Raw genomic sequence first — 23,366 nt, forward strand, 5'->3', positions numbered from 1 at the left:
AGGGATTTTGGAGGCACTGCGCGAGCGGTGCCTCTTTTCTTTTCACAATGGCCGTCTTGCCGCCGCAATGCTGGACATTGCAGCAGGCTGCACGATAGAAAGCCTGCCAAACTTGTCTGCGGCGCGGCGCGCCGGTTTCCCTAGCGAAAGCCTCTTTATGACCAGCGTAAACGACCTTCGTTCGAGCTTTGTCGACTATTTTGCCCGCAATGGTCACGAGGCCGTCGCGTCGAGCCCGCTCGTGCCGCGCAATGACCCGACGCTGATGTTCACCAATTCGGGCATGGTGCAGTTCAAGAACACCTTTACCGGCGTGGAAAAGCGTCCCTATTCGCGCGCCACTACGGCGCAGAAATGCGTGCGCGCCGGCGGCAAGCACAATGACCTCGACAATGTCGGCTTCACCGCGCGCCACCACACCTTCTTTGAAATGCTGGGGAATTTCTCCTTCGGCGACTATTTCAAGCCCGAGGCGATCGAGCTGGCCTGGACGCTGCTGACCAAGGACTGGGGGCTGTCCAAGGACAAGCTGATGGTCACCGTCTACCAGGACGATGACGAGGCGCTGGAGCTGTGGAAGAAGATCGCCGGGATCGGCGAGGATCGCATCGTCAAGCTCGGCGCCAAGTCGAACTTCTGGCAGATGGGCGATACCGGCCCCTGCGGTCCCTGCTCGGAAATCTTCTATGACCATGGCGAGCATGTCTGGGGCGGCCCTCCGGGCTCGCCGGAAGAAGATGGCGATCGCTGGATCGAGATCTGGAACCTGGTCTTCATGCAGTATGAGCAGCATGGCGATGGTTCGCGTACCGGTCTGCCGCGCCCGTCCATCGATACCGGCATGGGTCTCGAGCGCGTTGCTGCGGTCATGCAGGGCGTGCACGACAATTACGATATCGACCTGTTCAAGGCGCTGATCGGCGCTGCGGCCAATGCCACCAATGCCGACGTCAATGGCGAGGGCAACCGGAGCCTCCGCGTCATTGCCGACCACCTGCGTTCGATGAGCTTCCTTATTGCCGAAGGCGTGCTGCCCTCCAATGAAGGCCGTGGCTATGTGCTGCGCCGCATCATGCGCCGCGCCATGCGCCATGCGACCCTGCTCGGCACGAACGAACCGGTCATCTACAAGCTGGTGCCGACGCTGGTGCGTGAAATGGGCCAGGCCTATCCTGAACTGGTGCGTGGCGAAGCGCTGATCGCCGAGACGGTGCGCCTCGAAGAAGGCCGCTTCCTCAAGACGCTGGGCCGTGGTCTGCAGATCCTGGCCGACGAGACGCAGGACCTTGGGGAAGGTGCGGTGCTCAATGGCGCCAGCGCCTTCAAGCTCTATGACACCTATGGCTTCCCGCTCGATCTGACGCAGGACGCGCTGCGTTCGCGCGGCATCACCGTCGACCAAGCGGGTTTTGATACAGCCATGGCCGCCCAGAAGGCCGAAGCACGCAAGAGCTGGTCCGGTTCGGGGGAAGCGGCTGCCGATACCGTCTGGTATGGCCTGCTCGACAAGGCCGGTCCGACCGAATTCCTCGGATATGAAACCGAGACTGCGGAAGGCGAGGTCAAGGCCTTGCTCAAGGATGGCAAGGAAGTCGATAGCCTTGCCAAGGGCGAGGAAGGCTTTGTCGTGCTCAACCAGACGCCCTTCTATGGCGAGAGCGGCGGCCAGGTTGGCGATACCGGTCTCATCAAGGGCGAGGGCGTTGCGGCTGATGTCACCGAGACGCAGAAGCACCATGGTGTCTTTGCGCATAAGGTGTCGGTCACCGAGGGCACGATCAAGCTCGGGCAGGCCCTGACGCTTACGGTCGATCACGAGCGCCGCTCGGCGATCCGCTCGAACCATTCGGCGACCCATCTGCTGCACGAAGCGCTGCGCATCGTGCTGGGCGACCATGTCGCGCAAAAGGGGTCGCTGGTGTCGCCCGATCGCCTGCGCTTCGACTTCGTCCATACCAAGCCGGTCACCGACCAGGAGATGGCGCAGGTCGAAGACATCGCCAATGCCATCGTGTTGCAGAACACGCCGGTCGAGACGCGGTTGATGGGCGTCGAAGAGGCCAAGGAATCGGGCGCCCGGGCGCTGTTTGGCGAAAAATATGGCGACGAGGTCCGTGTCGTGGCCATGGGCGAGCCCACGGGCAATGGCCTCGGTTGGTCGGTGGAATTGTGCGGCGGCACGCATGTGCGGCGGACCGGTGATATTGGCCTTGTGTCCATCGTTGCCGAAAGCGCCGTTGGTGCCGGCGTACGCCGTATCGAGGCGCTGACCGGCAAGGCGGCGCGCCATCGCGGCAATACCAATGTGGCGATCGTCGATGCCGCCGCGGGTCTGCTGCGCTCGGGCAGCCATGAAGTGCTGGACCGCATTTCAGCGCTGCAGGACAATATCAAGAAGATCGAGCGCGAGCTGACCGATGCCCGCAAGAAGCTTGCCCTGGGTGGCGGTGCCGGTACGGGTGCAACGGCGGCGGCCGACGAGACCATCAATGGCGTGATCTATGTGGGTCGCACGGTGGAAGGCATTGCGGCCAAGGACGTCAAGGGTCTGGTGGACAGCGAGAAAAAGCGCATCGGCTCGGGCGTGGTTACCGTCGTGCTCAAGGGTGACGACGGCAAGGGCACGGTCGCCATCGGCGTTACCGAAGACCTGACGGCACGCTATGCCGCCGGCAATCTGATCAAGCTGGCGACGGCCGCACTGGGCGGGCAGGGCGGCGGCGGTCGGCCCGACATGGCGCAGGGCGGGGGGCCGGATGGCTCCAAGTCCGACGAAGCCATCGCAGCAGTTCGCGCGGCGCTTTAAGACGTTGAGAAGCCCCGCGAAAGCGGGGCTTTTTGTATTCCGGGTGACGATAAAACACCCTGCTGCCGTGTGAGCATCTCAGATGGATCCCGGCTCAAGGCGGGGATCACATCGGGGGTGTGGCTCTACGTTCTAAAGCCCGGTGCGCCAGAAGAAGAGGCGCGGCTTCCAGACGATGCGAACCTTTTCCGTCATGACATTGGCGAGGCCGGCGGCCAGCACGATGACGAGACCAATGATCGCGACATAGTCGGGGAATTCGCCGAAAAAGGCCGCGCCGAAGACGATGGCCCAGATCAACTGGCTATATTGCACCGGCGCGACAAGGCTGGCCGGGGAGCGCTTGGTGGCGCCGATCAGCAGCAGGCCGCCGGTGCCGCCCAGAATGCCGATGGCGAGGAAAATGGCCATCTGTTCCCAGCTCGGCCAGACGAAGACCGGAATCATCAGCAGGCCGTTGAAGATGGCGGAATAGAACACCTGGATGCCGACAAGGCTGACTCGGCGTTCGACCGGCGCGATCTGGCGCAGGATGACGGTGGTGGCACCACCCAGAAAGACCGAACAGAAAATCGCCAGATGCCCCCATTGCACCTCGCGCACGCCGGGGCGGATGACCAGCACTACGCCGAGGAAGCTGATGACCAGCAGCAGCCAGCGATGGGCGGCGACGTGCTCCTTGAGGATCAGCACGCCCAGCAGCGTCACCATGATCGGCGTCAGAAAGCCGATGGCATAGACGTCGGCGAAGGGAATGTGGGTGAAGGCATACATGACGAAGGCGGTGCTGGTGATGGCCGTGGCGCAGCGCAGATGCACCAGCCAGGGATGCTTGAGCTTGTAGATGTCGCGCCAGCGCTCGCCGCGTTTGGTCAGCATGGCCGGGATGATGGAAAAGCTGGTGGTGAAGAAGGCGATCTCGAAGACCGACATGACCGGCCCCGTCGCCTTGATGAGGGCGTCGGCCATGGAAAAGCTGGCATAGGCCAGAAAGGCGAGGAGGACGCCGACCGGCATCGCAGGATCCAAAGGCTGGAGGGAGATTCGTAGTTTGACGTACCATACAAGCGAGCGGTGCAACCGTCGACGGGGCTGGAGACTAAATTTCGGGTCCCTGAACCTCGGTGATATTGCTCGGCGGGCCGGGGCGGGTGGCGCGATATTCGGCAAAGCGGCCGGCAATACGGGTGCGGGCGCCGTCGATGAAGACATTGACGAGGCCCGAAAGCACGACCACGGCAAGGCCGATATAGGCCAGCACGTCCGGGTGTTCGGCATAGAACCAGGCGCCCAGGCCAATGGCCCAGACGATCTGCACATATTGGATCGGGGCGACCTGGCTGGCCGGGGCATTGCGGGTGGCGGCGATGAGCAGGATATGGCCCATGCCGACGAGGCTGCCCGAGGCGGCGAGGAGGCCGAATTGCTGCGGCGTGGGCCAGACGAAGGTGGGCGCCATCAGGACGGCATTGACCATGATCAGGTAGAGCGCGGGCAGGGCGATGAGGCTGACACGCTGTTCCTTCGGCGCGATGACGCGGAGGATTGTGGTGGTGGAGGCGCCGAAGACGGCGCAGAGCAGGGCTGTCAGATGGCCCAGTTCAAGCTCGCGGAAGCCGGGCCGCACCACCAGCATGACCCCGATAAAGCCCAGCGCCAGCATGGACCAGCGCATCAGATCGACGCGCTCCTTGAGGATCAGCACCGACATGACGGTGATGAAGAGCGGCATCATGAAGACCAGCGAATAGGTCTCGGCGAAGGGGATGGTGGTGAAGGAGATGGTGACGAGGATCGACGACGCGACGCCGCTGAAGGCGCGGGCATGGACGAGGAGGGGCCGGTTGAGCTGGAAAGCGTTGCGCCAGCGTTCGCCTTTCGGCTTGGCGAAGGCGGCTGGGATGAGGCCGAAGAGGGCGATGAAGAAGCCGATCTCGAAGACCGACAGGTCCTGGCCAAAACCCTTGATGATGGCGTCGCCGCAGGAATAGACCGAATAGGCGACAATCGCATAGAGCACGCCGATCGGCATGGGGGACCCGCAAGAACAGAATTTCGAGGCAATGGAGCAAGCTTAGACAAGCGTGGATGTTCCGTCGATGGGATCGTGCTCGTCTTGTATGGAAATCTGGGGCTTGCCTCGCCTGCGGATTTGCCGCATCAGTGCCGGTGATGGTTCCGGCCGCCGCGAGCAGCGGTGACTGGATTAAAAGGGAACACGGTGCGACGTACCCATCAGGGCGCAAGACCGTGGCTGCCCCCGCAACTGTGAGCGGAGAGCGACACCGGGAATACCACTGGCCGAAAGGCTGGGAAGGTCCGGCGGCGCAGTGACCCGCGAGCCAGGAGACCTGCCGTCATCCTTGATTTCAACCCGGCCGGGGTGTGCCGCGGGAGACGATGATGACCAGTTGCTGCGCAATCGCTGCCCCAAATCTGTTCGGATCGCCCGTGCCCTCTCGCCAATTGGCGGAGGTTGCCGATGGCGTCGCGCCAGCAGACTGACCGCTTCACCGGCGGCCGGCCGGCCGGGCTCAATCTGGTTGACCTGAGCTGGGGCGTCAGTGCCGGCAAGCCCATTATCGGGCCGCTGTCGCTGAGCGTCGAGCCGGGTCAGATGCTGGCGCTGGTGGGGCCCAATGGCGCGGGCAAGTCGAGCCTGCTGCGCTGTCTTTATCGCTATCACCGTCCATCCACTGGCAAGGTCCTGCTCGATGGGAGCAATATCTGGTCGCTGCCGGGCAAGGCCGTGGCGCAGCGCGTGGCGACGGTTTTGCAGGAGCCGGCCAGCGATTTCGGGCTGACAGTGGCCGAAGTGGTCGAGCTTGGGCTGACGCCGCACCGGCAGGGCTGGGCCACGGATCATCGCGATCATGAAGGGGTCGAAGCGGTATTGGCGCTGATGGAGCTGACCGAGCTGGCGCCGCGGGATCTCGCGACGCTGTCGGGCGGCGAAAAGCAAAGAGTGATGATCGCCAGGGCCTTGCTGCAAAAGCCTGACCTTCTGATTCTGGACGAACCGACCAATCACCTCGACATCCGCCACCAGCTCGAAGTGCTGGAGTTGCTGGCGGGGCTGGAGTGCACGGTAGTGGTTTCGCTGCATGACCTGGCGCTGGCCTGCGCCCATGCCGACAAGGTGCTGCTGCTCGATCAGGGAAAAGTCGCGGCGATCGGTGCGCCGACCGAAGTTCTCACCCAGGACACGATCCGCGCTGCCTTTGCCGTCGAGACGCTGCTGGATGCCCATCCGGCGACGGGCCGGCCGCGCCTCAGTTTTTATCTCCCACAACCACTATCGGAGTGATTTCATGCGTCTTGTCATTGCCCTTGCCGCCCTGGCAGCAGCCAGTTCATCAGCTGTTGCTGCGGGCTATCCTGTCACCGTCAGGAGCTGCGATCGCGAGGTCACTTTCGAAGCGGCGCCGCAGCGCGCCATTTCCAATGACGTCAACCTGACCGAGATGATGCTGGCGCTGGGGCTGAGTGATCGCATGGTTGGCTATACCGGCGTATCGGGCTGGAAGACGCTGGACGAGACCTTGCGGCAGGGCGTGGCGGAATTGCCGGAGTTGTCGCCAGAATATCCGAGCAAGGAAGTGCTGCTCGGCGCCGATGCCGACTTCTACTTTGCCGGCTGGAACTATGGCATGCGGCTCGGTGGCGAGGTGACGCCGGAGACGCTGGCCGAATTCGACATTGCCGTCTACGAGCTCAGCGAAAGCTGCATCCACGTCATGGACAAGCCCAAGGCATCGATGGACGATCTCTACAACGACCTGCTCAACCTGGGGCAGATCTTTGATGTGTCGGAGCGGGCCGAGCTTCTGGTCGAGAACTACAAGATTGCGCTGGAGGATTATCAGGCCGGTCTGCCGGCGCTGCCCGAACCGGTTTCGGTGTTTGTCTACGATAGCGGCGAGGCCAAGCCGTTCACCGCGGGGCAATATGGCATGCCCACGGCGCTGATCGAGGCGGCGGGCGGGCGCAATATCATGGATGATGTGGAATCGAGCTGGGTCGAGATCGGCTGGGAGCCCGTGATCGAACGCAATCCCGAGGTGGTGGTCATCGTCAACTATGGTGACGTGACGGCCGAGCAGAAGATCGATTTCATGAAATCCAACCCGGCCTTTGCCGCTATCCCCGCCGTAGCCAATGACCGCTTCGTGGTGCTTGAATATGTCGAGGCAACGCCGGGACCGCGCAATATTGCAGCGGTGCAGCGGCTCGCCGAAGCGTTCCGGGAATAGGCCTTGTCGCATCGCCATCTTGCCACCGGTCGCCGGCATTTTGCGGCCCATTGGACGCCAGCGCTGATCATGGTGCTCGTCGTGCTGTTGATCGCCACCATGTCGGTGTCGGTCGGGGCAGGGGCGGTACCGATCCCGGTCGAAACCGTCTGGCGCATTGTGGCCTCCAAGCTGGCGCCGGGCAGCGTCGTGGTGGACTGGACCTCGGGACGCGAGAATATCGTCTGGGAGGTGCGGTTGCCGCGGATCGTGCTGGGCGCGATCGTGGGGGCAAGCCTGGCTCTGGTGGGGGCGGCACTGCAGTCGGTGACGCGTAATCCGCTGGCCGACCCGCATCTGCTGGGCATTTCCTCGGGCGCGGCTTTTGGGGCGATCGTGGTGCTGCTGCACACCGGCATGTTCCTCGGCCTTGTCACCGTGCCGCTGTTTGCCTTTGGCGGGGCGCTGTTGGCAACGGGCCTGGTGCTGGGCGTGGCAAGCTTTACGCGGTCGCATAGTGCCGGCCGGCTGATCCTCGCCGGTGTGGCGATCAGCTTCATCATCACCGCCGGCGGCAATCTCTTCATCTTCCTCGGCGATCCGCGGGCGGCGCATACGGTGGTGTTCTGGATGCTGGGCGGGCTGGGGCTGGCCCAATGGCAGCAATTGCCGTTTCCGCTGATCGCGCTGGCGGTCTGTGGCGCCTATCTGATTGCGAAAGCGAGGGCGCTCAATGCCATGACGCTGGGTGACGAGAGCGCGACGACGCTGGGCATTCCGGCGCGGCGATTCCGGCTGACGGTGTTTGTGGTCTGTGCGCTGCTGACCGGGTCAGCCGTCGCCTTTTCGGGTGTCATCGCCTTCGTAGGCCTGATGATCCCGCATATCGTGCGGATGATGGTGGGGGGCGATTATCGACGGGTCATGCCGCTGTCGGGCCTGCTGGGCGCGATCTTTCTCGTGCTGGCCGATATTGCGGCGCGCACCATCATGCCGCCGCAGGACATGCCGATCGGAGTTCTCACGGGGGTGATCGGCGGGCTGTTCTTTGTTGGACTGATGCGCTGGCGTCGAACCGGCGAGCAATAGATAAGGGCCGGAGCGATGCTCCGGCCCTTTTTCATCTGCTTGGCTTTAGAAGGTGGCTTTGGCGCTCAGGCTGAAGGCAAGGACATTGCCGCTGTCCCAGGTTTCGCCCAGAGCATTGGCACCCGAGCCGATCAGCGAATAGGAGACGCCACCGGACAGTTCGAAGTTTTCGTTCGGCTTGTAGGCGCCGCCCAGGGCAACGCCCCAGCGGTCGGTCTGCACGCCAGCGTCCAGATCGCCCGCGGCGTTCTTGCGGGAAGTGCCCTTGTCCCAGGTCAGGCTCCCGAGAACGGTAACTTCGTCGGTGAGTTGGTGACCCAGGCCGGCGCTGACAGTCCAGCCGTCTTCGTAGTTGAAGGTCGTGGTGATGGGTGTGCCGCCGGTCACTGTGAGTGCCTGCAGGACCGACCAATCGACCCATTTGACACTGCCCAGGGCAAGCCAGCCGGGCGCGATGCCGGACTGCGCCTTGACCTCGAAGCTTTGCGGCGTGGTAACGTCTGCAGATCTGGCCGATGCGCCGAGGGGTGTCGTCAGTGTGCCTGACAAGTCATAGTCGACCGCCGCGTTGTAGATTGCGCTGACGCGCAGGGCGATGTCCGGGATTTCGTAGGCCGCGCCGACGCGCCACCCAACGCCGTTGCCATCGAGTTCAAGCGGGACAGTGCCCAGAGTCGGGCCAGGCAGAAGGGCGGGGATCGAGGCTTCATAATCCAGACTTTGCCCCGAGATGCCGCCAATAGCGCTCAGGACCCCGGGGCCCACGTTGAAGCCGTAGGCGCAGGTCAGGCCGATGTCGTTAGAGGTGAGGCGTTCCCGTGCCGCCTGGCTCGTGGCGGCAGCGTAGGCAAGCGTTCGGTCGGTGCCCGAACCCCAGGGATTCTGGACGGAGACCAAGCATGAAGCGTTGTCGAAGAGGTCGGCCTTGGCTGCAAAATTGTAGTAGGTGCGATCCGAGGACGTCGCGATCGTGCCAAGCGTGGGTGCCACTGTGGGATTCTGGATATCATGGCTGATCATCACCTGGGTGACGGTGCCCTTGCCGACATAGGTGCCGGGGTCAAACAGCAGGTCCCAGTTGTAGCCGTTGGCCTCAAGGCCGCCGGCGTGGGCCGCGCCGATAGTCGATGACGCGGCCAGTGCCGCAAGCGCAATCGTCCGAATATGGCGATGTGCCATGCAAATCCTCCTCAACATGGTCTGCGGCACTCCTCCAGCGCCGTGTCGTCAACGTGCCGTCCGCTGGCAACGAGTGACGTATGCGTCAACATGTGCGGGATTTTCCTTGTCCGTCAATGCGTAGCAGGACGGATTGAGACGAAAATGTGTCATTGGCGCAGTGGGGCAACACCGGCATGCCTAAAGAAAAGGGCCGGAGCGATGCTCCGGCCCTCGTCAGCTGTCAATGAAGGCGGCTTATGCCATGGCCTTCTGCAGGTTCTGGTCGATGGCATCGAGGAAGCCGATGGTCGACAGCCACGGCTGATCGGGGCCGACGAGCAGGGACAGGTCCTTGGTCATCTTGCCTTCTTCGATGGTGTCGACAGTGACCTTTTCGAGGGTCAGGGCGAAGTTCTTGAGCGCCTCGTTGTCGTCGAGCTTGGCGCGGTGGGCGAGGCCACGGGTCCAGGCGAAGATCGAGGCGGTCGAATTGGTCGAGGTTTCCTTGCCCTGCTGATGCTGGCGGTAGTGACGGGTCACGGTGCCGTGGGCGGCTTCAGATTCGACGATCTTGCCATCGGGCGTCGCCAGGACCGAAGTCATCAGGCCGAGCGAGCCAAAGCCCTGGGCCACGATGTCGGACTGCACGTCGCCATCATAGTTCTTGCAGGCCCAGACATAGCCGCCGGACCACTTGAGGGCCGAAGCGACCATGTCGTCGATCAGGCGGTGTTCGTACCAGATCTTCTTGGCTTCGAACTTTTCCTTGAATTCGGCTTCGTAGATCTCCTGGAAGATGTCCTTGAAGCGGCCGTCATAGACCTTGAGGATGGTGTTCTTGGTCGACAGGTACACCGGCACGCCGCGGGCAAGGCCGTAGTTGAAGGACGAATAGGCGAAATCGCGGATCGAGTCGTCCTGATTGTACATGGCCATGGCCACGCCGGCGCCGGGGGCCTGGTAGACTTCGTGCTCGATGACCTGGCCGTCTTCGCCGGTGAACTTGATGGTCAGCGTGCCCTTGCCGGGGAAGGTGAAATCGGTGGCGCGGTACTGGTCGCCGAAGGCGTGACGGCCGACGATGATCGGCTGGGTCCAGCCGGGCACCAGACGCGGCACGTTCTTGCAGATGATAGGCTCGCGGAAGATGACGCCGCCCAGGATGTTGCGGATGGTGCCATTGGGCGACTTCCACATCTTCTTGAGGCCGAATTCCTCGACGCGCTGCTCATCGGGGGTGATAGTGGCGCATTTGATGCCGACGCCGTATTTCCTGATGGCATTGGCGGAATCCACGGTCACCTGATCGCTGGTGGCGTCGCGGTTCTGCACGGAGAGATCGTAGTATTCGATCGGCAGATCGAGGTAGGGGTGGATGAGCTTGTCCTTGATCGCCTGCCAGATGATCCGGGTCATCTCATCGCCGTCGAGGTCCACAACCGGGTTGGCGACTTTGATCTTGCTCATCGGAAATATCTCCCTGAATTCCGCATATTGGGCCCTATGGCCAGGTTCGGCAGCCCGTATAGCATCGGCAGGCCAAAGCGCAAAGCATGGCTGTGGCATGGGGGCTTGCCGTTGGCGGGGCGTGATCCTATCACAGGGACATGCAGGACGATTTCACCGAATGCCTGGTGCTGAACACGCGGATGGCGGCGCGGGCAGTGACGCGGCTGGCTGATCGACGGCTGCGGCCGCTGGGGATTACCGCCGCGCAATTCACCATCATCACGGCGCTGCATGGCGCGCCGAATCGTTCGGTCACCGACGTGGCCAATTCCATCGCCATGGATCGTTCGACCCTGTCGCGCAATCTCGACCTGCTGGAGCGCAAGGGCGTTGTGCGCACGCAGGGCGCCGAGAAGGGCAATGGCCGCCTCTGCGCGCTGACGGGTGATGGCGAAACGCTGCTCGAACAAATCCTGCCGGTGTGGCGCGAGGGGCAGGCCGAGTTCAAGAGACTGCTGTCTGATCCGGATTTTCCGACGGCGCTCAATGCGCTGAGAGGTCTGGCGAAGCTCTAGCGCTGCCATTGACCGGCCACAAAGCTAACCGATATCGTGCATATACACGCAATGGAGACTGCAATGCTCAAGCCCGATCCCAATGATCCCATCGTCGTCACCGGCATGGGTGTGGTTTCCCCGCTCGGCGTGGGAGCCGAGGTGAACTGGGAACGGCTGCTCGCGGGAAAGAGCGGCATCGTGGTCAACGACCGTTTCGATACCGAGGGTTTTGGCTCGCATATCGGTGGTCTTGTACCGGGTAAGGATCGCGACGAGCATGGCTTCGAGCCGGCCGAGTGGATCGACCCCAAGGACATCAAGAAGATGGATGTCTTTATCCAGTACGGCTTGGCGGCGGCGGCTCAAGCCCTGGATCAGGCTGGCTGGCATCCCACCAGCGAGGCGGACCTGCAGGCGACGGCGACGATCATTGGCTCGGGTGTCGGCGGTTCGCCTGTAATGGCCAAGGCGGCCGAGACGATCACCACCAAGGGTCCGCGCCGGCTATCGCCCTTCACAGTGCCGTCCTTCCTCGCCAATCTGGCGGCCGGATGGATCTCCATCAAATACGGTTTCAAGGGACCGATCGGCACGCCGGTTACCGCCTGTGCGGCTTCGGCCCAGGCGATCGGCGATGGCATGCGGCTGATCCTGACGGGCGAGGCCGAGATTGCCGTCGTCGGTGGCGCAGAAGGCTCGGTCGATCCGATTTCCATCGGCGGGTTCGGCGCAGCACGGGCGCTGACGTCGTCGCATAATGATGCGCCGCACAAGGCATCGCGGCCCTTCGACAAGGGGCACGACGGGTTCGTGCTGTCGGAAGGCGCGGCCGTGCTGGTGATCGAAAAGCTGAGCCATGCCAGGGCTCGCGGTGCCAAGCCGATCGCGACCGTGGCTGGCTATGGCACCTCTGCCGATGCCTATCACCTGACATCGGGTTCGCCAGATGGCGCCGGGGCGCAGGTAGCAATGCGCAATGCACTCAAGATGGCGGGGATCGACCAATCGGCCATCGACTATGTGAATGCGCATGCGACGTCGACCGAGGTCGGGGATGCGGCCGAGATTGCCGGCATTGCGGCGGTGTTTGCCGGGCGCGGCAAGGATCTGGCGGTCTCGTCCACCAAGGCGTCGACCGGGCATCTGCTGGGTGCGGCCGGGGCGCTCGAAGCCATGTTCAGTGTGCTGGCCCTGCGCGACCAGACCCTGCCGCCGACGATCAATCTCGACGACCCCGAAGAGGTGGCAGACCAGTTCGACCTCGTGCCCAACACGGCCAAGCCCAAGGCGCTGAACCATGTCCTGTCCAATTCGTTCGGCTTTGGCGGGGTCAATGCGGCGCTGGTGTTCGGCAAGGCGCCGGACTGATCATTTCGGCGGCAGCGTATCGACGAAGGCGCGGGCCCGGGCGATCCAGTCCTCCAGCGCATCGTGGTCTTCGAGCACATCGCCGCTGACCTCGACGAACCCGGTCATGGTCCGTGTGCCCATGTCGATTGCAGATGCGCCGGGCAGGGCAAGGGCGGCGTCGTAGCCGTCCTTGCCGACGCGGACCAGCAGGCTTCCGTCCTTCATCGGGCAGACCAGCATGTTGCCAGCCAGCATGAAGCAGCGGCCACCGAACATCTTCTTTTCGGCAAGCGGCAGCATGGCCGGCAGCAGGTCGCGGATACGATCGGAGAGTTCCTCGGAGGCCATGCTCATGGGGTTGAGTCTCGATAGCGCTCGTGGCGCGGCAGGTGCTCTTCGATCAGGTCCCAGGCGCGGTGGCTGCGGGCGAAGATCAACTGGCTGGGTACGAACCAGTCGGTCTGGTCGGTGAAGATACCGACGGGCAGAAGGCTGATCCCCGGCGCGCGGGAGCTCTTGGCATGCATGGTGGTGCCGCATTCGGGGCAGAAGTGGCGGGTGAAGGTGGCGCCCGAATCGGCTGGTCGCGAATAGGTTTTGGTCGCGCCGGTCACGAGGATCATGTCGGCCGGTATGAGGGCGACGCTGGAATGGCCACTGCCCGAGACGCGCTGGCAGTTTTCGCAGGCGCATTGCAGCATGGAGATGATCTGGCCACTGGCCGTGAGCGTGATGGCGCCGCAGTCGCAGCGCGTGGTCAGGTCGATGTCAGGCATTTCGGAACGGGACATGAATGGAAGCTGACATGCCCGCGCGAGACCGGCAAGGGTGAGGCACTTGCCTTTGCCGGTCCGACTGACCAGAGTGCGGCCCCGAACCGGGGAGAGGCATGGCGCTTTATCCAGACTATCCGTTGCGGACCGAACGACTGACACTGCGTCCCTTCACGCGGGGTGACGTCGATGCGGTGTTCGCCTATCGCCGGCGCGAGGACGTGGCGCGCTATCTGTTCGATTCGGCACTTAGCCGCGAGGAATGCGCCCTGGCGGTACAGCAGCGCATCGGGCAGATCGCGCTGGAGGCCGAGAATGACAAGATCATCCTGGCGGTGGAGCTCAACGACAATAGCGCGGTGATTGGCGAGGTATCGCTGATCTGGCGCAGCAGGGATGCGCGGCAGGGCGAGATCGGCTGGATCTTTGATCCCAACTACCAGGGAAACGGTTATGCGACGGAAGCGTCGAACGCGATCCTGGACCTGGCCTTCGGGCCGGGGGATATACACCGGATCGCGGCGCGCTGCGATGTGCGCAATCAATCCTCATGGCGGCTGATGGAGCGGCTGGGCATGCGGCGCGAGGCGCATTTCCGCGAGCACGCCATCTTCAAGAGCCAGTGGGACGAGGAATTCATTTATGCCCTGCTGTGGCAGGAGTGGCGTCTGCTGCGTGGCGGCGCGCATGCTGAGGTGGAAGTGTTTGCAAAGCCCCAATGACAGGCACGGAATCTTGATCGATTTCGCAGGCCCGTTTCGGGAATAGTTTTCCTTTTGATCTCAGGAACTTCTTGGACTCGTCAGCCGTTGGCGCCTTCGCACAAGTATTGCGGGGAGCATCTATAAATGTCGTCACTTTCATTGCCTATCGAAACCGACCGGCTGATCCTTCGCCCGTTCGAACGTGCCGACCTCGACGCCCTCAGCGCCTATCACGCGCTTCCTTCCGTCCAGCGCTACGTCTACAGCCGCACGCGCGACACCAGTGAGGTGGCAAATGCGCTCAACATCCTGCGCAATCAGGTGAGCCTGCAGCGCCCCGGCGATACGCTGTCCCTGGCCATGGTGCGCAAGGGCGATCACAGGCTGATTGGCCATGTGTCGCTGCATTGGTCAGACGCGACGGCCGGGCAGGGCGAAGTGCGCTTCTGCATCAATCCCGCCTATGCCGGGCAGGGTTTTTCGCGCGAGGCGATCAGCGCCATGTATGACCTGGCTTTCGATCATTTCCGCATCCATCGGATGTTCGCACGCTGCGACGGTCGTAATCACCACTCGATCAAGTTGCTGCAGCAGATGGGCATGCGGCTCGAGGCGCATTACCGCGAACATGCGCTGTTTCAGGGCGAGTGGGACGAAGAGCTACATTTCGCCATCCTCGATCGCGAATGGCAGCGGTCCAGCAAGGTCAAGGATCTTCCGGTACGCCACCGCGTCGCCTGATTTGCCCTCCCCGACAAAAACCGGCTATGAGCGCCTGATCTTTCAAGGATTGCGCGCATGGCCGGAACCGACACATCCCAGAAATTAGAGCTTCTGCCGACTCCGGCGGTGATCCTCTGCGAGCCGCAGCTCGGGGAAAACATCGGCACGGCCGCGCGCGCCATGGCCAATTTCGGGCTGTGGGACCTGCGCCTGGTTCGGCCGCGCGATGGCTGGCCCAACGAGAAGGCGGTGGCTGCGGCGTCACGCGCCGACCATGTAATCAACCAGGTGCGGGTGTTTGAAACCCTGGAAGACGCTATCAGCGACCTGACACTGGTCTATGCGACTACGGCGCGGTCGCGCGACATGCAGAAGGATGTCATCGGGCCCGATGAAGCCGGTCGGCGGATGGCTGCGCATATCGGCGCCGGCCAGAAGGCGGGATTGCTGTTTGGCCGCGAGAAGTGGGGCCTGCTCAACGAAGAGGTTGCTCTCAGCGACATGATCGTGACGCTGCCGGTGGAGCCGGCCTTTGCCTCGCTCAATATTGCGCAGGCGGTGCTGATCCTTGCCTATGAATGGCGGCTGCAATCAGGAAGGGGCGCTCTGCCCTTTGGCGATGGTACGTCCGATGTCGCGCCCCGGAGCGAGCTGGTTGGCATGTTCGAGCATCTCGAAGGGGTGCTGGATCAATCGGGCTTCTTCACCAACCCCGACAAGAAGCCCAGCATGGTCAATAACCTGCGGACGGCGCTGACGCGGGGCAATTTCTCGTCGCAGGAGATCCGCACGCTGCGCGGCGTGATCTCGTCGATCGACCGGCGGCATCAGCGGCCCAATCCGAACCGGGTGAAGAAAGACACGCCCGAGGAATAATCGCGGCAGGTGTACGCGGCAGTACGATTTGGGCTTTGACTGCGACATTGTGTCATGGCATGGGCAGGCATCATGCATGACACTCCCGCCGACACGTCCCGCCTCGCCTTTACCTACAAGGGCTTCCGCTTCTTCTGGCTGACGACGCTGCTGGTCAGCTTCGCGGTGCAGATCATGTCGGTGTCGATCGCCTATCAGATCTACGAGGTGACCCGGGAGCCGCTGCTGGTGGGCCTCGTCGGGCTGTGTCTGTTCCTGCCGGCGCTGCTGCTGATCCTGGTGACAGGCCTCGTCGCCGACCGGTTCAACCGGCGCCGCATCATGGCGATCTGCCTGAGCGTGGAATTGCTCTGCGCCTTCAGCTTCTTCCTCTTCACCGAAGTGGAAGCGCATGAGGTCTGGCCGCTGTTCTGCATTCTCGTGGTGCTGGGTACGGCGCGGGCCTTCTGGAATCCCGCGGCCCAGTCGCTGGCGCCGAACCTTGTCCCGCCTGAAGCCCTGTCCAATGCCATTACGGTCAATGCGTCGGCCTGGCAGTTTGCATCCATCGCCGGTCCGGCGATTGGCGGCGTTCTCTATGCCGTGGCGCCACCGGTGGCCTTCGGCGTGGCCTGCGCCCTGTTGATCTGCGGCGTTGGCGCCGTCCTGCTGATCCCAAAGCCCATGCAGCGCGAGTCGGCGCAGGCGACCAGCATGGAAACGCTGCTCGGCGGCTTCCGCTATATCTTCTCCAACAAGGTGGTGCTGGGCGCCATTTCGCTCGACATGTTCGCGGTGCTGATGGGCGGGGCGGTGGCCATGCTGCCGATCTATGCCACCGATATCCTGCATGGCGGTTCAATCGCCAATGGCCTGCTGCGTGCCTCGCCGGGCATTGGCGCCATAGCCATGGCGCTGTTTCTGACGCGCTTCCCGATTCGCAATTTTGCCGGCCGCATCCTCTTTGTCTTCGTGGCGCTGTTTGGTGCCTTTACCGTGGTCTTCGGCTTTTCGACCTCGCTGTGGATTTCCATCCCGGCGCTGGCGCTGGTGGGTGCCTCCGACATGGTGAGCGTCACCATTCGTGAGACGATCATGCAGCTGTGGACGCCCGAAGAGGTGCGCGGGCGCGTCAATGCGGTGAACTCGGTGTTCATCGGCGCGTCCAACGAGCTGGGCGAATTCCGCGCCGGCACGGTGGCGCATTTCATCGGGCCGGTCGCGGCCGTGGTGATCGGCGGTTTCGGCGCCATGGCGGTGGCCGGGATCTGGAGCCAGATCTTCCCCGGCCTGCGCGAGCAGAAGTCGCTTGACCATAAGATGGTGGTCGATGGCGCAGCGGAGCCTCTGGCCGACAAAGCCTAAAAGGTGAAAACCTCGCGGCGCAGTTCTTCCCAGGCGTCGCGGCTGGTGGCCAGCAGCACGCCGCCGTCGACATGGTGGGGCAGGTAGGGCTGGCCATCGAGCCGGGCGGCATAGCCACCGGCCTCCTGCGCGATCAGCACGCCGGCCAGATGATCCCAGGGCATCAGCTTGTTGTAGCTGAGGAACTGGGCGTGGCCGGAAACGAAGGTGCGGTATTCGTGCCCGGCGCAGCGGAAATTGGACAGCATGCGCAGCTTGGCCGTATTGGCGAGGACCTGCGGGCGGACTGCGGCGGGCATATAAGCGACCGATGCCATGCCGACCATTTCGCCCAGCGGCAGCGGCTTTGCCACCTGCAGGCGGACCGCTTCGCCATTCGGGCGGCGCAGCCAGGCGCCCGAGCCCTTCTCGGCCATGATCCAGTCGTCGCCCATCGGATCGTAGATGATGCCGGCGACGGTCTCGCCGCCGGAGACGACGGCGGCCATGGTGGCAAAGAGCGGCAGGCCGGCAGCGTAGTTGGCGGTCCCATCGATGGGATCCACCACGACGGCCAGATCGGCCGTGGCGAGGCGCGCCAGTAAGGCCGGGTCGGCAGCAACGGATTCTTCACCCACAAAGAGCGCGTCGGGCATCCAGGTGGCGATGGCGGCCTTGATGGCATTTTCGGTCGCGACATCGGCCTCGGTCACGAGGTCAATGGCCTCGGACTTAATCGAGACCATTGAAGCATTGAGCCGGCGGAAGCGAGGCAGTGCCTCGGCGCGGGCGGCGTCACGCAGGATGTTGGCGAGTTCGAGAGCGTCGAATGCGGGCATGTCTTGCGCCTGTCAGTGCGTGGGAAGGGGCGTGATGATATTCTGCCGGATCTGCGTCCAGCTGTCCCTGTCAGGTGCACAGAGAAGGCCGCCGGTGATCTGGCCGGGGCGATAGGGCGTGCCATCGAGATGGGCATTATAGCCGCCGGCTTCCTGATGGATCAGGGCGCCGGCGAGATGATCCCAGGGCATCATGCCGTTGGCGGCGAGAAAATGCGCGCGACCGGTCGCGACCATCCAGTATTCATAAGCCGAGCAGCCATAGGCCATGGACATGCGGATGCCAGCCATGTTGGCGGCGACCTCATTGCGTGCCGGCTGGGGCAAATAGCTCCAGCTCATGACTGAGATCATTTCGGACAGTGGCACCGGGTCGGCCACCTTGATGGGACTGGTCTGCTGGCCGGCGCGATGGAGGAAGGCGCCACTGCCCAGTTCGGCCACCAGCGTATCGTCATGCAGCGGATCGTGGATGATGCCGGCGACGGTGACGCCATTGGCGACGACGGCGAGGATCGAGCCAAAGAGCGGATTGCCGGCGGCGAAATTGAAAGTGCCATCCACGGGGTCGATGACGAAGGCCAGTTCGGCCTCGGCCAGGCCATGCATGACCGAGGGATCGGCGGCATAGGCCTCTTCGCCGACAATGAGGGCGGTGGGATAGCGATCCCGCAGAGCGGCGGTGATTTCGCGCTCGGCGCCGAGATCGGCCTGGGTCACCAGGTCGATCGAGGAGGATTTTTCGTTGATGTCGCCGGCCCCCAGATTGCGGAAGCGGGGGACGATCTCCTTTTCGGCTGCGTGACGCATGGTGGTGATGAGATGCGTCACGTCCAGTTTCAAGGGGCAGTCCTCTTGTCGAACAGGTTGGCGAAGTCGAAGAGCTTGGGATCGAGCATGTGGCTCGGGTTGATGTTGCCTAGCGCGCGGATCATGACATCCTTGCGACCGGGCATGCGCTTTTCGATGTCGTTGAGCATGGCCTTCATGGCATTGCGCTCCAGCCCATCCTGGCTGCCACAGAGGTCGCAGGGGATGATCGGGAAGGCCATGGCATCGGAGAAGCGCTGCAGGTCGTCCTCGGCGCAGTAGATCAGCGGACGCAGGACTTCGAGGTCGCCCTCGTCATTGAGCAGGCGCGGCGGCATGGCGGCAAGGCGTCCGCCATGGAACATGTTCATGAAAAAGGTTTCGAGGCTGTCGTCGCGGTGGTGGCCGAGCACCAGGGCGGTGCAGCCTTCCTCGCGGGCGATGCGATAGAGGTTGCCGCGGCGCAGGCGCGAGCAGAGCGAGCAATAGGTCGCGCCGGCCGGCAGCTTTTCGGTGACGATCGAATAGGTATCCTTGTATTCGATGCGATGCTCGATGCCGAGGCCGGTCAGAAATTGCGGAAGGATGTGCTTGGGGAAATTGGGCTGGCCCTGGTCGAGATTGCAGACCAGCAGTTCCACCGGCAGCATGCCGCGCCATTTGAGATCGAGCAGCAGCCCCAGCATGGAATAGCTGTCCTTACCGCCACTCAGGGCCACGAGCCATTTTTCGCCTGGCCGCACCATGGCGAATTTTTCCAGCGCCTCGCGCGTATTGCGGATCAGCCGCTTGCGCAGCTTGTTGAATTCGCCACTGCGCGGCGCATGGGCATAGATAGGGTGACCGCCGGTTTCGGCGTCATCCTGTGCCGGCGCGTCCATGACCTCGCTCATGGCCAAACTCACTTTCATTCAGTCCCTGTGCTGATAGCGCCCCTTGGTGTTGAGGGGAAGGAAAACCGGGCCTTGGAGACATTACCAAAGCTTAATTTTCTGCACTTGCATTCGGCCATATTACGACAGCTAGATGACTGCCTTGCCTGGCACCCTGGAGACTCGCGGTGTTTCGATCCTTCTTTCCCAATCCACGTCTGTTCTTTTCGTCAGCAGCGGTCTGGCTTTTGCTGGCAACGCTGGGCTGGTACGCTCTGAGTGCACCGCTGCGCCAGGCTGTCAGCCTCGACCGGTTCATTATCGCACCGATGTGCGAGCCGGCGCCAACGGCTGACGAAACCGTCGTCAATCCGGCTGAGACGACGCCCGGTGCGCCGCCTGCGGCCGAGTCTGAGCAGGCGTCACCTGCTGCTGCGGCGCCAGTGGACAGTTCCGTGCCCAACGCTGTTGCCACCATTGCTTGCACGCCTGAAGGTTCGTTCCTTACGGGCGAGCAATTCTGGCTATACCAATATGTAATCATGATCGCGGCGCTGTTCTGCCTGTTCTGGTATTTCTTCGAGCGCAACGAGTGGTACTGGTGGTCGGTTGTCGGCTCGACCAGCATCCTGCTGGTGCTTTACTTCAACGTTCAGGTCGATGCTTTCGTCAACAACTGGCAGGGCACGTTCTTCAATACGCTGCAGTCGGCGCTATCGACGCCGGGTTCGGTGAGCGCGGAGACGCTCTATGGCGAGATCTGGACGATCATGCTCGTCGTCGTACCGCGCATCCTCGTGCTGGTGCTTCTCGCCTTCCTGACGAGCCACTATGTGTTCCGCTGGCGCAAGGCGATGAATGCCTTCTACATGTCCTACTGGCCCGCCATCCGGACCACCGAAGGCGCGGCGCAGCGCGTTCAGGAGGACACAATGCGCTTCGCGCAGATCGTCGAGGACCTGGGCACGAGCTTCTTTGACGCGCTGATTACCCTCGCGGTCTTCCTGCCCATCCTGTGGGGGCTGTCGCAGGTCGTGACCGAACTGCCCATCCTTGGCCCGGTGCCGGGAAGCCTCGTTTGGATCGCCCTTGTCTCGGCGGCGCTGGGAACGGTGTTCCTGGCCGGTGTCGGCGTCAAATTGCCGGGGCTGCAGTTCGAGAACCAGAAGGTCGAGGCGGCCTATCGCAAGGAACTTGTTTATGGCGAGGACCATGCGGAGCGGGCAGAGCCGATGACGGTGCGCGAGCTGTTTGCCAATGTGCAGAAGAACTACTACCGCATCTACTGGCACTACACCTATTTCAACTTCGCCCGCTACGGCTACCTGCAACTGGCTGGGTATATCCCGCTGCTGGTGCTGGCGCCCTCGATCTTGGCGGGAGCGCTGACGCTGGGGCTGTACCAGCAGGTGCAGCAGGCCTTCGGGCAGGTGGCCCAATCGTTCCAGTTCCTGGCACGCGCCTGGGGCACGGTTATCGAGTTGTTGTCGGTGCACAAGCGTCTGCGCAAGTTCGAGAGCTACATTCCCAAAGACCAGCCGCCAATCAATCCATCGGTGAGCGACGCAGCCACGATCTAAGCAAAGGGCCGCTCTTAGGAGCGGCCCTTTTCAGTTCGGCTTCAGCATTTTGAGTAGATCGGCCATCGGTTGCGGTTTGCTGAGGATGTAGCCCTGGATCTCGGGGATGCCGACGTCCATCAGGGCTTCGAGTTCGGCGGTGGTTTCGACGCCTTCGGCGACGACGATGGTGCCGGTACGGCGGGCGAATTCGCCCAGCGCGGCGGCCATGGCCTGCCGCATGGGGTCATGGTCGACGCCGCGGGTGAGGCTGACGTCGAGCTTGACGATCTCGGGGCGCAGCATCAGCACGTGGCGGAGGCTCGAATAGCCGGCACCGGCATCGTCGATGGCGACGCGGATACCGGCCTCGCGCAGGGGCTTCAGCGCCAGGAGCAGCGGCTCGTAGTCGTGCACCGGCTCGTGCTCGGTGATTTCCACGACAACGCGGCGGGGATCGAAGCCGTGCAGCACGTGAAGGATGTTTTCGGTCAGCAGCGTATTGGGCGAGACGTTGAGATTGACCGAGACGCCCCGTGGCAGATCGCGGCAGAGGGCAACGGCGCGGCGCAGGGCCAGCATTTCGAGCATGCCGCCCATGCCAACGTCGGCCGCATCGGCGAACCAGCGATCCGGCGTCTGCCGGGGTGGTGCGGCGAAGCGCGACAGCGCCTCGACGGCAATGATCTTGCGGTCTTCGAGGCGCAGCACCGGCTGGAAGACGATGTCGGGATCGCCGGACCACATGGCATTGTGCACCTGGGTGATCTTGCGGCGCTGCTCGGCGTCGCGCTCGATGTCCTTGGTCAGTTCCAGTGCGATCATGCGACCGAAGGTGTGCATGAGATCCAGCTCGGGCTGGCCGAGTTCGGGCATGGGGCGATGGCTGAAGCAGCAGAAGGTGCCGAAGATCTTGCCGTGATCGACGCGGATCGGAACGCTGAGATGGGCGCCGATCGGCAATTGGCGGGTTTCCGGAATGGTCTGGGCGAGCGGCACGGTCGAGGTGTCGGCGATCAGCTCGGGCAGGCGACCGGCGGTGACATGCTGGCAATAGCCCGAGGCGATGGGGACGACATTGCCTGCTTCCACGTCGCCGGCCGGGCTGGTGAAGTCGACGCTGCGAAAGATGCGGCTGGAGCCCAAAAATTCGGTGATGAAAGCAACGTCCATGCGCAGATGCGAACGAATGGCGGTCAAGACGCGGTCGATGCTCTCAGTGACCTGAGGCGACAGGGCGATTGGCAATGTGTCAGCGCCGGCCTTCTGGCCGGTAGTCGTGTGCTGCATGATGTCCCCGAAAAAGACGGCATGCCTGCGTTCCCATTGGAATTACTAGCTAAACATCGTGTTTGCGCAATGTAGAAAAAGAAAAGGCCGCTCAAAAAGAGCGGCCTCGTTATCATTTGATAGTCGTTTGGATTAACGCGAGTAGAATTCGACGACCAGGTTCGGTTCCATCTGGACCGGGTAGGGGACGTCCGACAGGCCCGGGACGCGGGCGAAGGTTGCGGACATCTTGTTGTGGTCGACTTCGACGTAATCGGGAACGTCGCGCTCGGCGAGCTGGACAGCTTCGAGCAGAACGGTGAGCTGCTTGGAACGATCGCGGACTTCAACCTTGTCGCCAACCTTGACCTGGTAGGACGGAATGTTGACGCGCTTGCCGTTGACCAGGATGTGGCCGTGGGACACGAACTGGCGGGCAGCGAAGACGGTGGCGACGAACTTGGCGCGGTAGACGATGGCGTCCAGACGGCTCTCGAGCAGGCCGATCAGGTTTTCGCCGGTGTCGCCCTTGACGCGAGCAGCTTCGTTATAAAGCTTCTTGAACGCCTTTTCGGTGATCGTGCCGTAGTAGCCCTTGAGCTTCTGCTTGGCGCGCAGCTGCAGACCGTAGTCCGACAGCTTGCCCTTGCGGCGCTGGCCATGCTGGCCGGGGCCATAGGCGCGGGCGTTGAGCGGGGACTTCGGACGGCCCCAGATGTTTTCGCCAAGACGGCGATCGATCTTGTACTTGACTGAATGACGCTTCGACATCGCGTATCCTTCTTTGGCGCATGGCCGCTGGCCGTGCGCGAGTTAAATGGATCGCGCCCTCCTCTGCCACTCTTGCGAGTGGCCGACAGACCTCAAAAACTTGAAGATCCCGGGTGCGCCTATGGACCCAGAAGTTATCTGCGCCCTGAATAGGTGCGCGGGATTTAGCTTCGGGGGCGGGAGATGTCAAGCGGATGACGGTC

The 23,366-nt window shown here is 62.9% G+C and carries 22 protein-coding genes and 1 riboswitch; of the genes, 11 read left to right on the plus strand and 11 right to left on the minus strand.

What is annotated here, in order from left to right; translation table 11 throughout:
* Nucleotides 1-157: 157 nt before the first annotated feature.
* A complete protein-coding gene (gene alaS / locus P0Y65_04740; protein ID WEK05567.1) occupies nt 158-2,806 on the plus strand; it encodes an alanine--tRNA ligase in 2,649 nt (882 codons plus the stop codon).
* A 132-nt stretch (nt 2,807-2,938) separates the two neighbouring features.
* On the opposite strand, the gene P0Y65_04745 is transcribed toward alaS, so the two are convergent.
* The gene (locus tag P0Y65_04745) at nt 2,939-3,823 is read right to left on the minus strand and encodes a DMT family transporter (GenBank protein WEK05568.1); all 885 of its coding nucleotides are present in this window, start codon (nt 3,821-3,823) and stop codon (nt 2,939-2,941) included.
* Between the two features lie 82 nt (nt 3,824-3,905).
* On the minus strand, nt 3,906-4,838 hold the full coding sequence (locus P0Y65_04750) for a DMT family transporter (protein ID WEK05569.1): 933 nt from the start codon (nt 4,836-4,838) through the stop codon (nt 3,906-3,908).
* Between the two features lie 124 nt (nt 4,839-4,962).
* A riboswitch (cobalamin riboswitch) is annotated at nt 4,963-5,180 on the plus strand.
* Nucleotides 5,181-5,288: 108 nt separating this feature from the next.
* Between P0Y65_04750 and P0Y65_04755 the strand changes: the two genes are divergently transcribed.
* The 3 genes from P0Y65_04755 to P0Y65_04765 all read left to right on the plus strand — a co-directional run bounded on the left by P0Y65_04755 (nt 5,289) and on the right by P0Y65_04765 (nt 8,127).
* Entirely contained in the window at nt 5,289-6,113 is an 825-nt protein-coding gene (locus P0Y65_04755; GenBank protein ID WEK05570.1) for an ABC transporter ATP-binding protein, read from the plus strand.
* A 4-nt stretch (nt 6,114-6,117) separates the two neighbouring features.
* The gene (locus P0Y65_04760) at nt 6,118-7,059 is read left to right on the plus strand and encodes an ABC transporter substrate-binding protein (protein WEK05571.1); all 942 of its coding nucleotides are present in this window, start codon (nt 6,118-6,120) and stop codon (nt 7,057-7,059) included.
* 69 nt (nt 7,060-7,128) lie between these two features.
* Entirely contained in the window at nt 7,129-8,127 is a 999-nt protein-coding gene (locus P0Y65_04765; GenBank protein WEK06731.1) for an iron ABC transporter permease, read from the plus strand.
* A 45-nt stretch (nt 8,128-8,172) separates the two neighbouring features.
* Here P0Y65_04765 and P0Y65_04770 read toward each other — a convergent pair whose 3' ends face one another.
* Together P0Y65_04770 and P0Y65_04775 are read right to left on the minus strand one after the other, a co-directional pair.
* Nucleotides 8,173-9,306 (minus strand): outer membrane protein transport protein, encoded by a 1,134-nt coding sequence (locus P0Y65_04770; GenBank protein WEK05572.1) that lies wholly within the window; start codon nt 9,304-9,306, stop codon nt 8,173-8,175.
* A 237-nt stretch (nt 9,307-9,543) separates the two neighbouring features.
* A complete protein-coding gene (locus P0Y65_04775; protein WEK05573.1) occupies nt 9,544-10,755 on the minus strand; it encodes an NADP-dependent isocitrate dehydrogenase in 1,212 nt (403 codons plus the stop codon).
* A 140-nt stretch (nt 10,756-10,895) separates the two neighbouring features.
* Here P0Y65_04775 and P0Y65_04780 point away from each other — a divergent pair, with 140 nt between their 5' ends.
* Together P0Y65_04780 and fabF are read left to right on the plus strand one after the other, a co-directional pair.
* Nucleotides 10,896-11,312, plus strand: coding sequence for a MarR family transcriptional regulator (locus tag P0Y65_04780; protein ID WEK05574.1), 417 nt, complete (start codon nt 10,896-10,898; stop codon nt 11,310-11,312).
* A 63-nt stretch (nt 11,313-11,375) separates the two neighbouring features.
* A complete protein-coding gene (gene fabF / locus P0Y65_04785; GenBank protein ID WEK05575.1) occupies nt 11,376-12,662 on the plus strand; it encodes a beta-ketoacyl-ACP synthase II in 1,287 nt (428 codons plus the stop codon).
* On the opposite strand, the gene P0Y65_04790 is transcribed toward fabF, so the two are convergent.
* Entirely contained in the window at nt 12,663-12,998 is a 336-nt protein-coding gene (locus tag P0Y65_04790) for a TfoX/Sxy family protein (protein ID WEK05576.1), read from the minus strand. It lies immediately after the preceding gene.
* A complete protein-coding gene (locus tag P0Y65_04795) occupies nt 12,995-13,435 on the minus strand; it encodes a GFA family protein (GenBank protein ID WEK05577.1) in 441 nt (146 codons plus the stop codon). The genes P0Y65_04790 and P0Y65_04795 overlap by 4 nt, the downstream gene beginning before the upstream one ends.
* A 98-nt stretch (nt 13,436-13,533) precedes the next feature.
* Between P0Y65_04795 and P0Y65_04800 the strand changes: the two genes are divergently transcribed.
* The 4 genes from P0Y65_04800 to P0Y65_04815 all read left to right on the plus strand — a co-directional run bounded on the left by P0Y65_04800 (nt 13,534) and on the right by P0Y65_04815 (nt 17,064).
* Nucleotides 13,534-14,139 carry a GNAT family protein gene (locus P0Y65_04800; protein ID WEK05578.1) on the plus strand — a complete coding sequence of 202 codons (606 nt, stop codon included), beginning with the start codon at nt 13,534-13,536 and terminating at the stop codon, nt 14,137-14,139.
* Between the two features lie 126 nt (nt 14,140-14,265).
* On the plus strand, nt 14,266-14,862 hold the full coding sequence (locus P0Y65_04805) for a GNAT family protein (protein ID WEK05579.1): 597 nt from the start codon (nt 14,266-14,268) through the stop codon (nt 14,860-14,862).
* A gap of 57 nt (nt 14,863-14,919) precedes the next feature.
* Entirely contained in the window at nt 14,920-15,720 is an 801-nt protein-coding gene (locus P0Y65_04810) for an RNA methyltransferase (protein ID WEK05580.1), read from the plus strand.
* Between the two features lie 72 nt (nt 15,721-15,792).
* Nucleotides 15,793-17,064 carry an MFS transporter gene (locus P0Y65_04815; protein WEK05581.1) on the plus strand — a complete coding sequence of 424 codons (1,272 nt, stop codon included), beginning with the start codon at nt 15,793-15,795 and terminating at the stop codon, nt 17,062-17,064.
* On the opposite strand, the gene P0Y65_04820 is transcribed toward P0Y65_04815, so the two are convergent.
* The 3 genes from P0Y65_04820 to ttcA are packed head-to-tail and all read right to left on the minus strand — an operon-like array spanning nt 17,061 to nt 19,585.
* Nucleotides 17,061-17,882 carry an inositol monophosphatase gene (locus P0Y65_04820; GenBank protein ID WEK05582.1) on the minus strand — a complete coding sequence of 274 codons (822 nt, stop codon included), beginning with the start codon at nt 17,880-17,882 and terminating at the stop codon, nt 17,061-17,063. The two genes, P0Y65_04815 and P0Y65_04820, sit on opposite strands and share 4 nt — an antisense overlap.
* Before the next feature lie 12 nt (nt 17,883-17,894).
* Nucleotides 17,895-18,692: an inositol monophosphatase gene (locus tag P0Y65_04825; protein ID WEK06732.1), complete on the minus strand. Its 798-nt coding sequence runs from the start codon at nt 18,690-18,692 to the stop codon at nt 17,895-17,897.
* A 29-nt stretch (nt 18,693-18,721) separates the two neighbouring features.
* Complete coding sequence (gene ttcA, locus P0Y65_04830) at nt 18,722-19,585, minus strand: tRNA 2-thiocytidine(32) synthetase TtcA (protein WEK05583.1); 864 nt, start codon at nt 19,583-19,585, stop codon at nt 18,722-18,724.
* A 167-nt stretch (nt 19,586-19,752) separates the two neighbouring features.
* Here ttcA and P0Y65_04835 point away from each other — a divergent pair, with 167 nt between their 5' ends.
* Complete coding sequence (locus P0Y65_04835; protein ID WEK05584.1) at nt 19,753-21,144, plus strand: SbmA/BacA-like family transporter; 1,392 nt, start codon at nt 19,753-19,755, stop codon at nt 21,142-21,144.
* Nucleotides 21,145-21,174: 30 nt separating this feature from the next.
* Here P0Y65_04835 and P0Y65_04840 read toward each other — a convergent pair whose 3' ends face one another.
* Together P0Y65_04840 and rpsD are read right to left on the minus strand one after the other, a co-directional pair.
* Nucleotides 21,175-22,413 (minus strand): EAL domain-containing protein, encoded by a 1,239-nt coding sequence (locus P0Y65_04840; GenBank protein ID WEK05585.1) that lies wholly within the window; start codon nt 22,411-22,413, stop codon nt 21,175-21,177.
* A gap of 132 nt (nt 22,414-22,545) precedes the next feature.
* The gene (gene rpsD, locus P0Y65_04845) at nt 22,546-23,163 is read right to left on the minus strand and encodes a 30S ribosomal protein S4 (protein ID WEK05586.1); all 618 of its coding nucleotides are present in this window, start codon (nt 23,161-23,163) and stop codon (nt 22,546-22,548) included.
* Nucleotides 23,164-23,366 lie beyond the last annotated feature (203 nt).

Origin of the sequence: Candidatus Devosia phytovorans, assembly GCA_029202405.1 — a bacterium.
GTDB classification, from domain to species: Bacteria; Pseudomonadota; Alphaproteobacteria; order Rhizobiales; family Devosiaceae; genus Devosia; species Devosia phytovorans.

Excerpts from the sequence above, each read along its gene's own strand:
- alaS (WEK05567.1), top strand. The coding sequence starts at position 158 with ATGACCAGCGTAAACGACCTTCGTTCGAGCTTTGTCGACTATTTTGCC.
- P0Y65_04745 (WEK05568.1), bottom strand. The coding sequence starts at position 3,823 with ATGCCGGTCGGCGTCCTCCTCGCCTTTCTGGCCTATGCCAGCTTTTCC.
- P0Y65_04750 (WEK05569.1), bottom strand. The coding sequence starts at position 4,838 with ATGCCGATCGGCGTGCTCTATGCGATTGTCGCCTATTCGGTCTATTCC.
- P0Y65_04755 (WEK05570.1), top strand. The coding sequence starts at position 5,289 with ATGGCGTCGCGCCAGCAGACTGACCGCTTCACCGGCGGCCGGCCGGCC.
- P0Y65_04760 (WEK05571.1), top strand. The coding sequence starts at position 6,118 with ATGCGTCTTGTCATTGCCCTTGCCGCCCTGGCAGCAGCCAGTTCATCA.
- P0Y65_04765 (WEK06731.1), top strand. The coding sequence starts at position 7,129 with ATGGTGCTCGTCGTGCTGTTGATCGCCACCATGTCGGTGTCGGTCGGG.
- P0Y65_04770 (WEK05572.1), bottom strand. The coding sequence starts at position 9,306 with ATGGCACATCGCCATATTCGGACGATTGCGCTTGCGGCACTGGCCGCG.
- P0Y65_04775 (WEK05573.1), bottom strand. The coding sequence starts at position 10,755 with ATGAGCAAGATCAAAGTCGCCAACCCGGTTGTGGACCTCGACGGCGAT.
- P0Y65_04780 (WEK05574.1), top strand. The coding sequence starts at position 10,896 with ATGCAGGACGATTTCACCGAATGCCTGGTGCTGAACACGCGGATGGCG.
- fabF (WEK05575.1), top strand. The coding sequence starts at position 11,376 with ATGCTCAAGCCCGATCCCAATGATCCCATCGTCGTCACCGGCATGGGT.
- P0Y65_04790 (WEK05576.1), bottom strand. The coding sequence starts at position 12,998 with ATGAGCATGGCCTCCGAGGAACTCTCCGATCGTATCCGCGACCTGCTG.
- P0Y65_04795 (WEK05577.1), bottom strand. The coding sequence starts at position 13,435 with ATGTCCCGTTCCGAAATGCCTGACATCGACCTGACCACGCGCTGCGAC.
- P0Y65_04800 (WEK05578.1), top strand. The coding sequence starts at position 13,534 with ATGGCGCTTTATCCAGACTATCCGTTGCGGACCGAACGACTGACACTG.
- P0Y65_04805 (WEK05579.1), top strand. The coding sequence starts at position 14,266 with ATGTCGTCACTTTCATTGCCTATCGAAACCGACCGGCTGATCCTTCGC.
- P0Y65_04810 (WEK05580.1), top strand. The coding sequence starts at position 14,920 with ATGGCCGGAACCGACACATCCCAGAAATTAGAGCTTCTGCCGACTCCG.
- P0Y65_04815 (WEK05581.1), top strand. The coding sequence starts at position 15,793 with ATGCATGACACTCCCGCCGACACGTCCCGCCTCGCCTTTACCTACAAG.
- P0Y65_04820 (WEK05582.1), bottom strand. The coding sequence starts at position 17,882 with ATGCCCGCATTCGACGCTCTCGAACTCGCCAACATCCTGCGTGACGCC.
- P0Y65_04825 (WEK06732.1), bottom strand. The coding sequence starts at position 18,692 with ATGCGTCACGCAGCCGAAAAGGAGATCGTCCCCCGCTTCCGCAATCTG.
- ttcA (WEK05583.1), bottom strand. The coding sequence starts at position 19,585 with ATGAGCGAGGTCATGGACGCGCCGGCACAGGATGACGCCGAAACCGGC.
- P0Y65_04840 (WEK05585.1), bottom strand. The coding sequence starts at position 22,413 with ATGCAGCACACGACTACCGGCCAGAAGGCCGGCGCTGACACATTGCCA.
- rpsD (WEK05586.1), bottom strand. The coding sequence starts at position 23,163 with ATGTCGAAGCGTCATTCAGTCAAGTACAAGATCGATCGCCGTCTTGGC.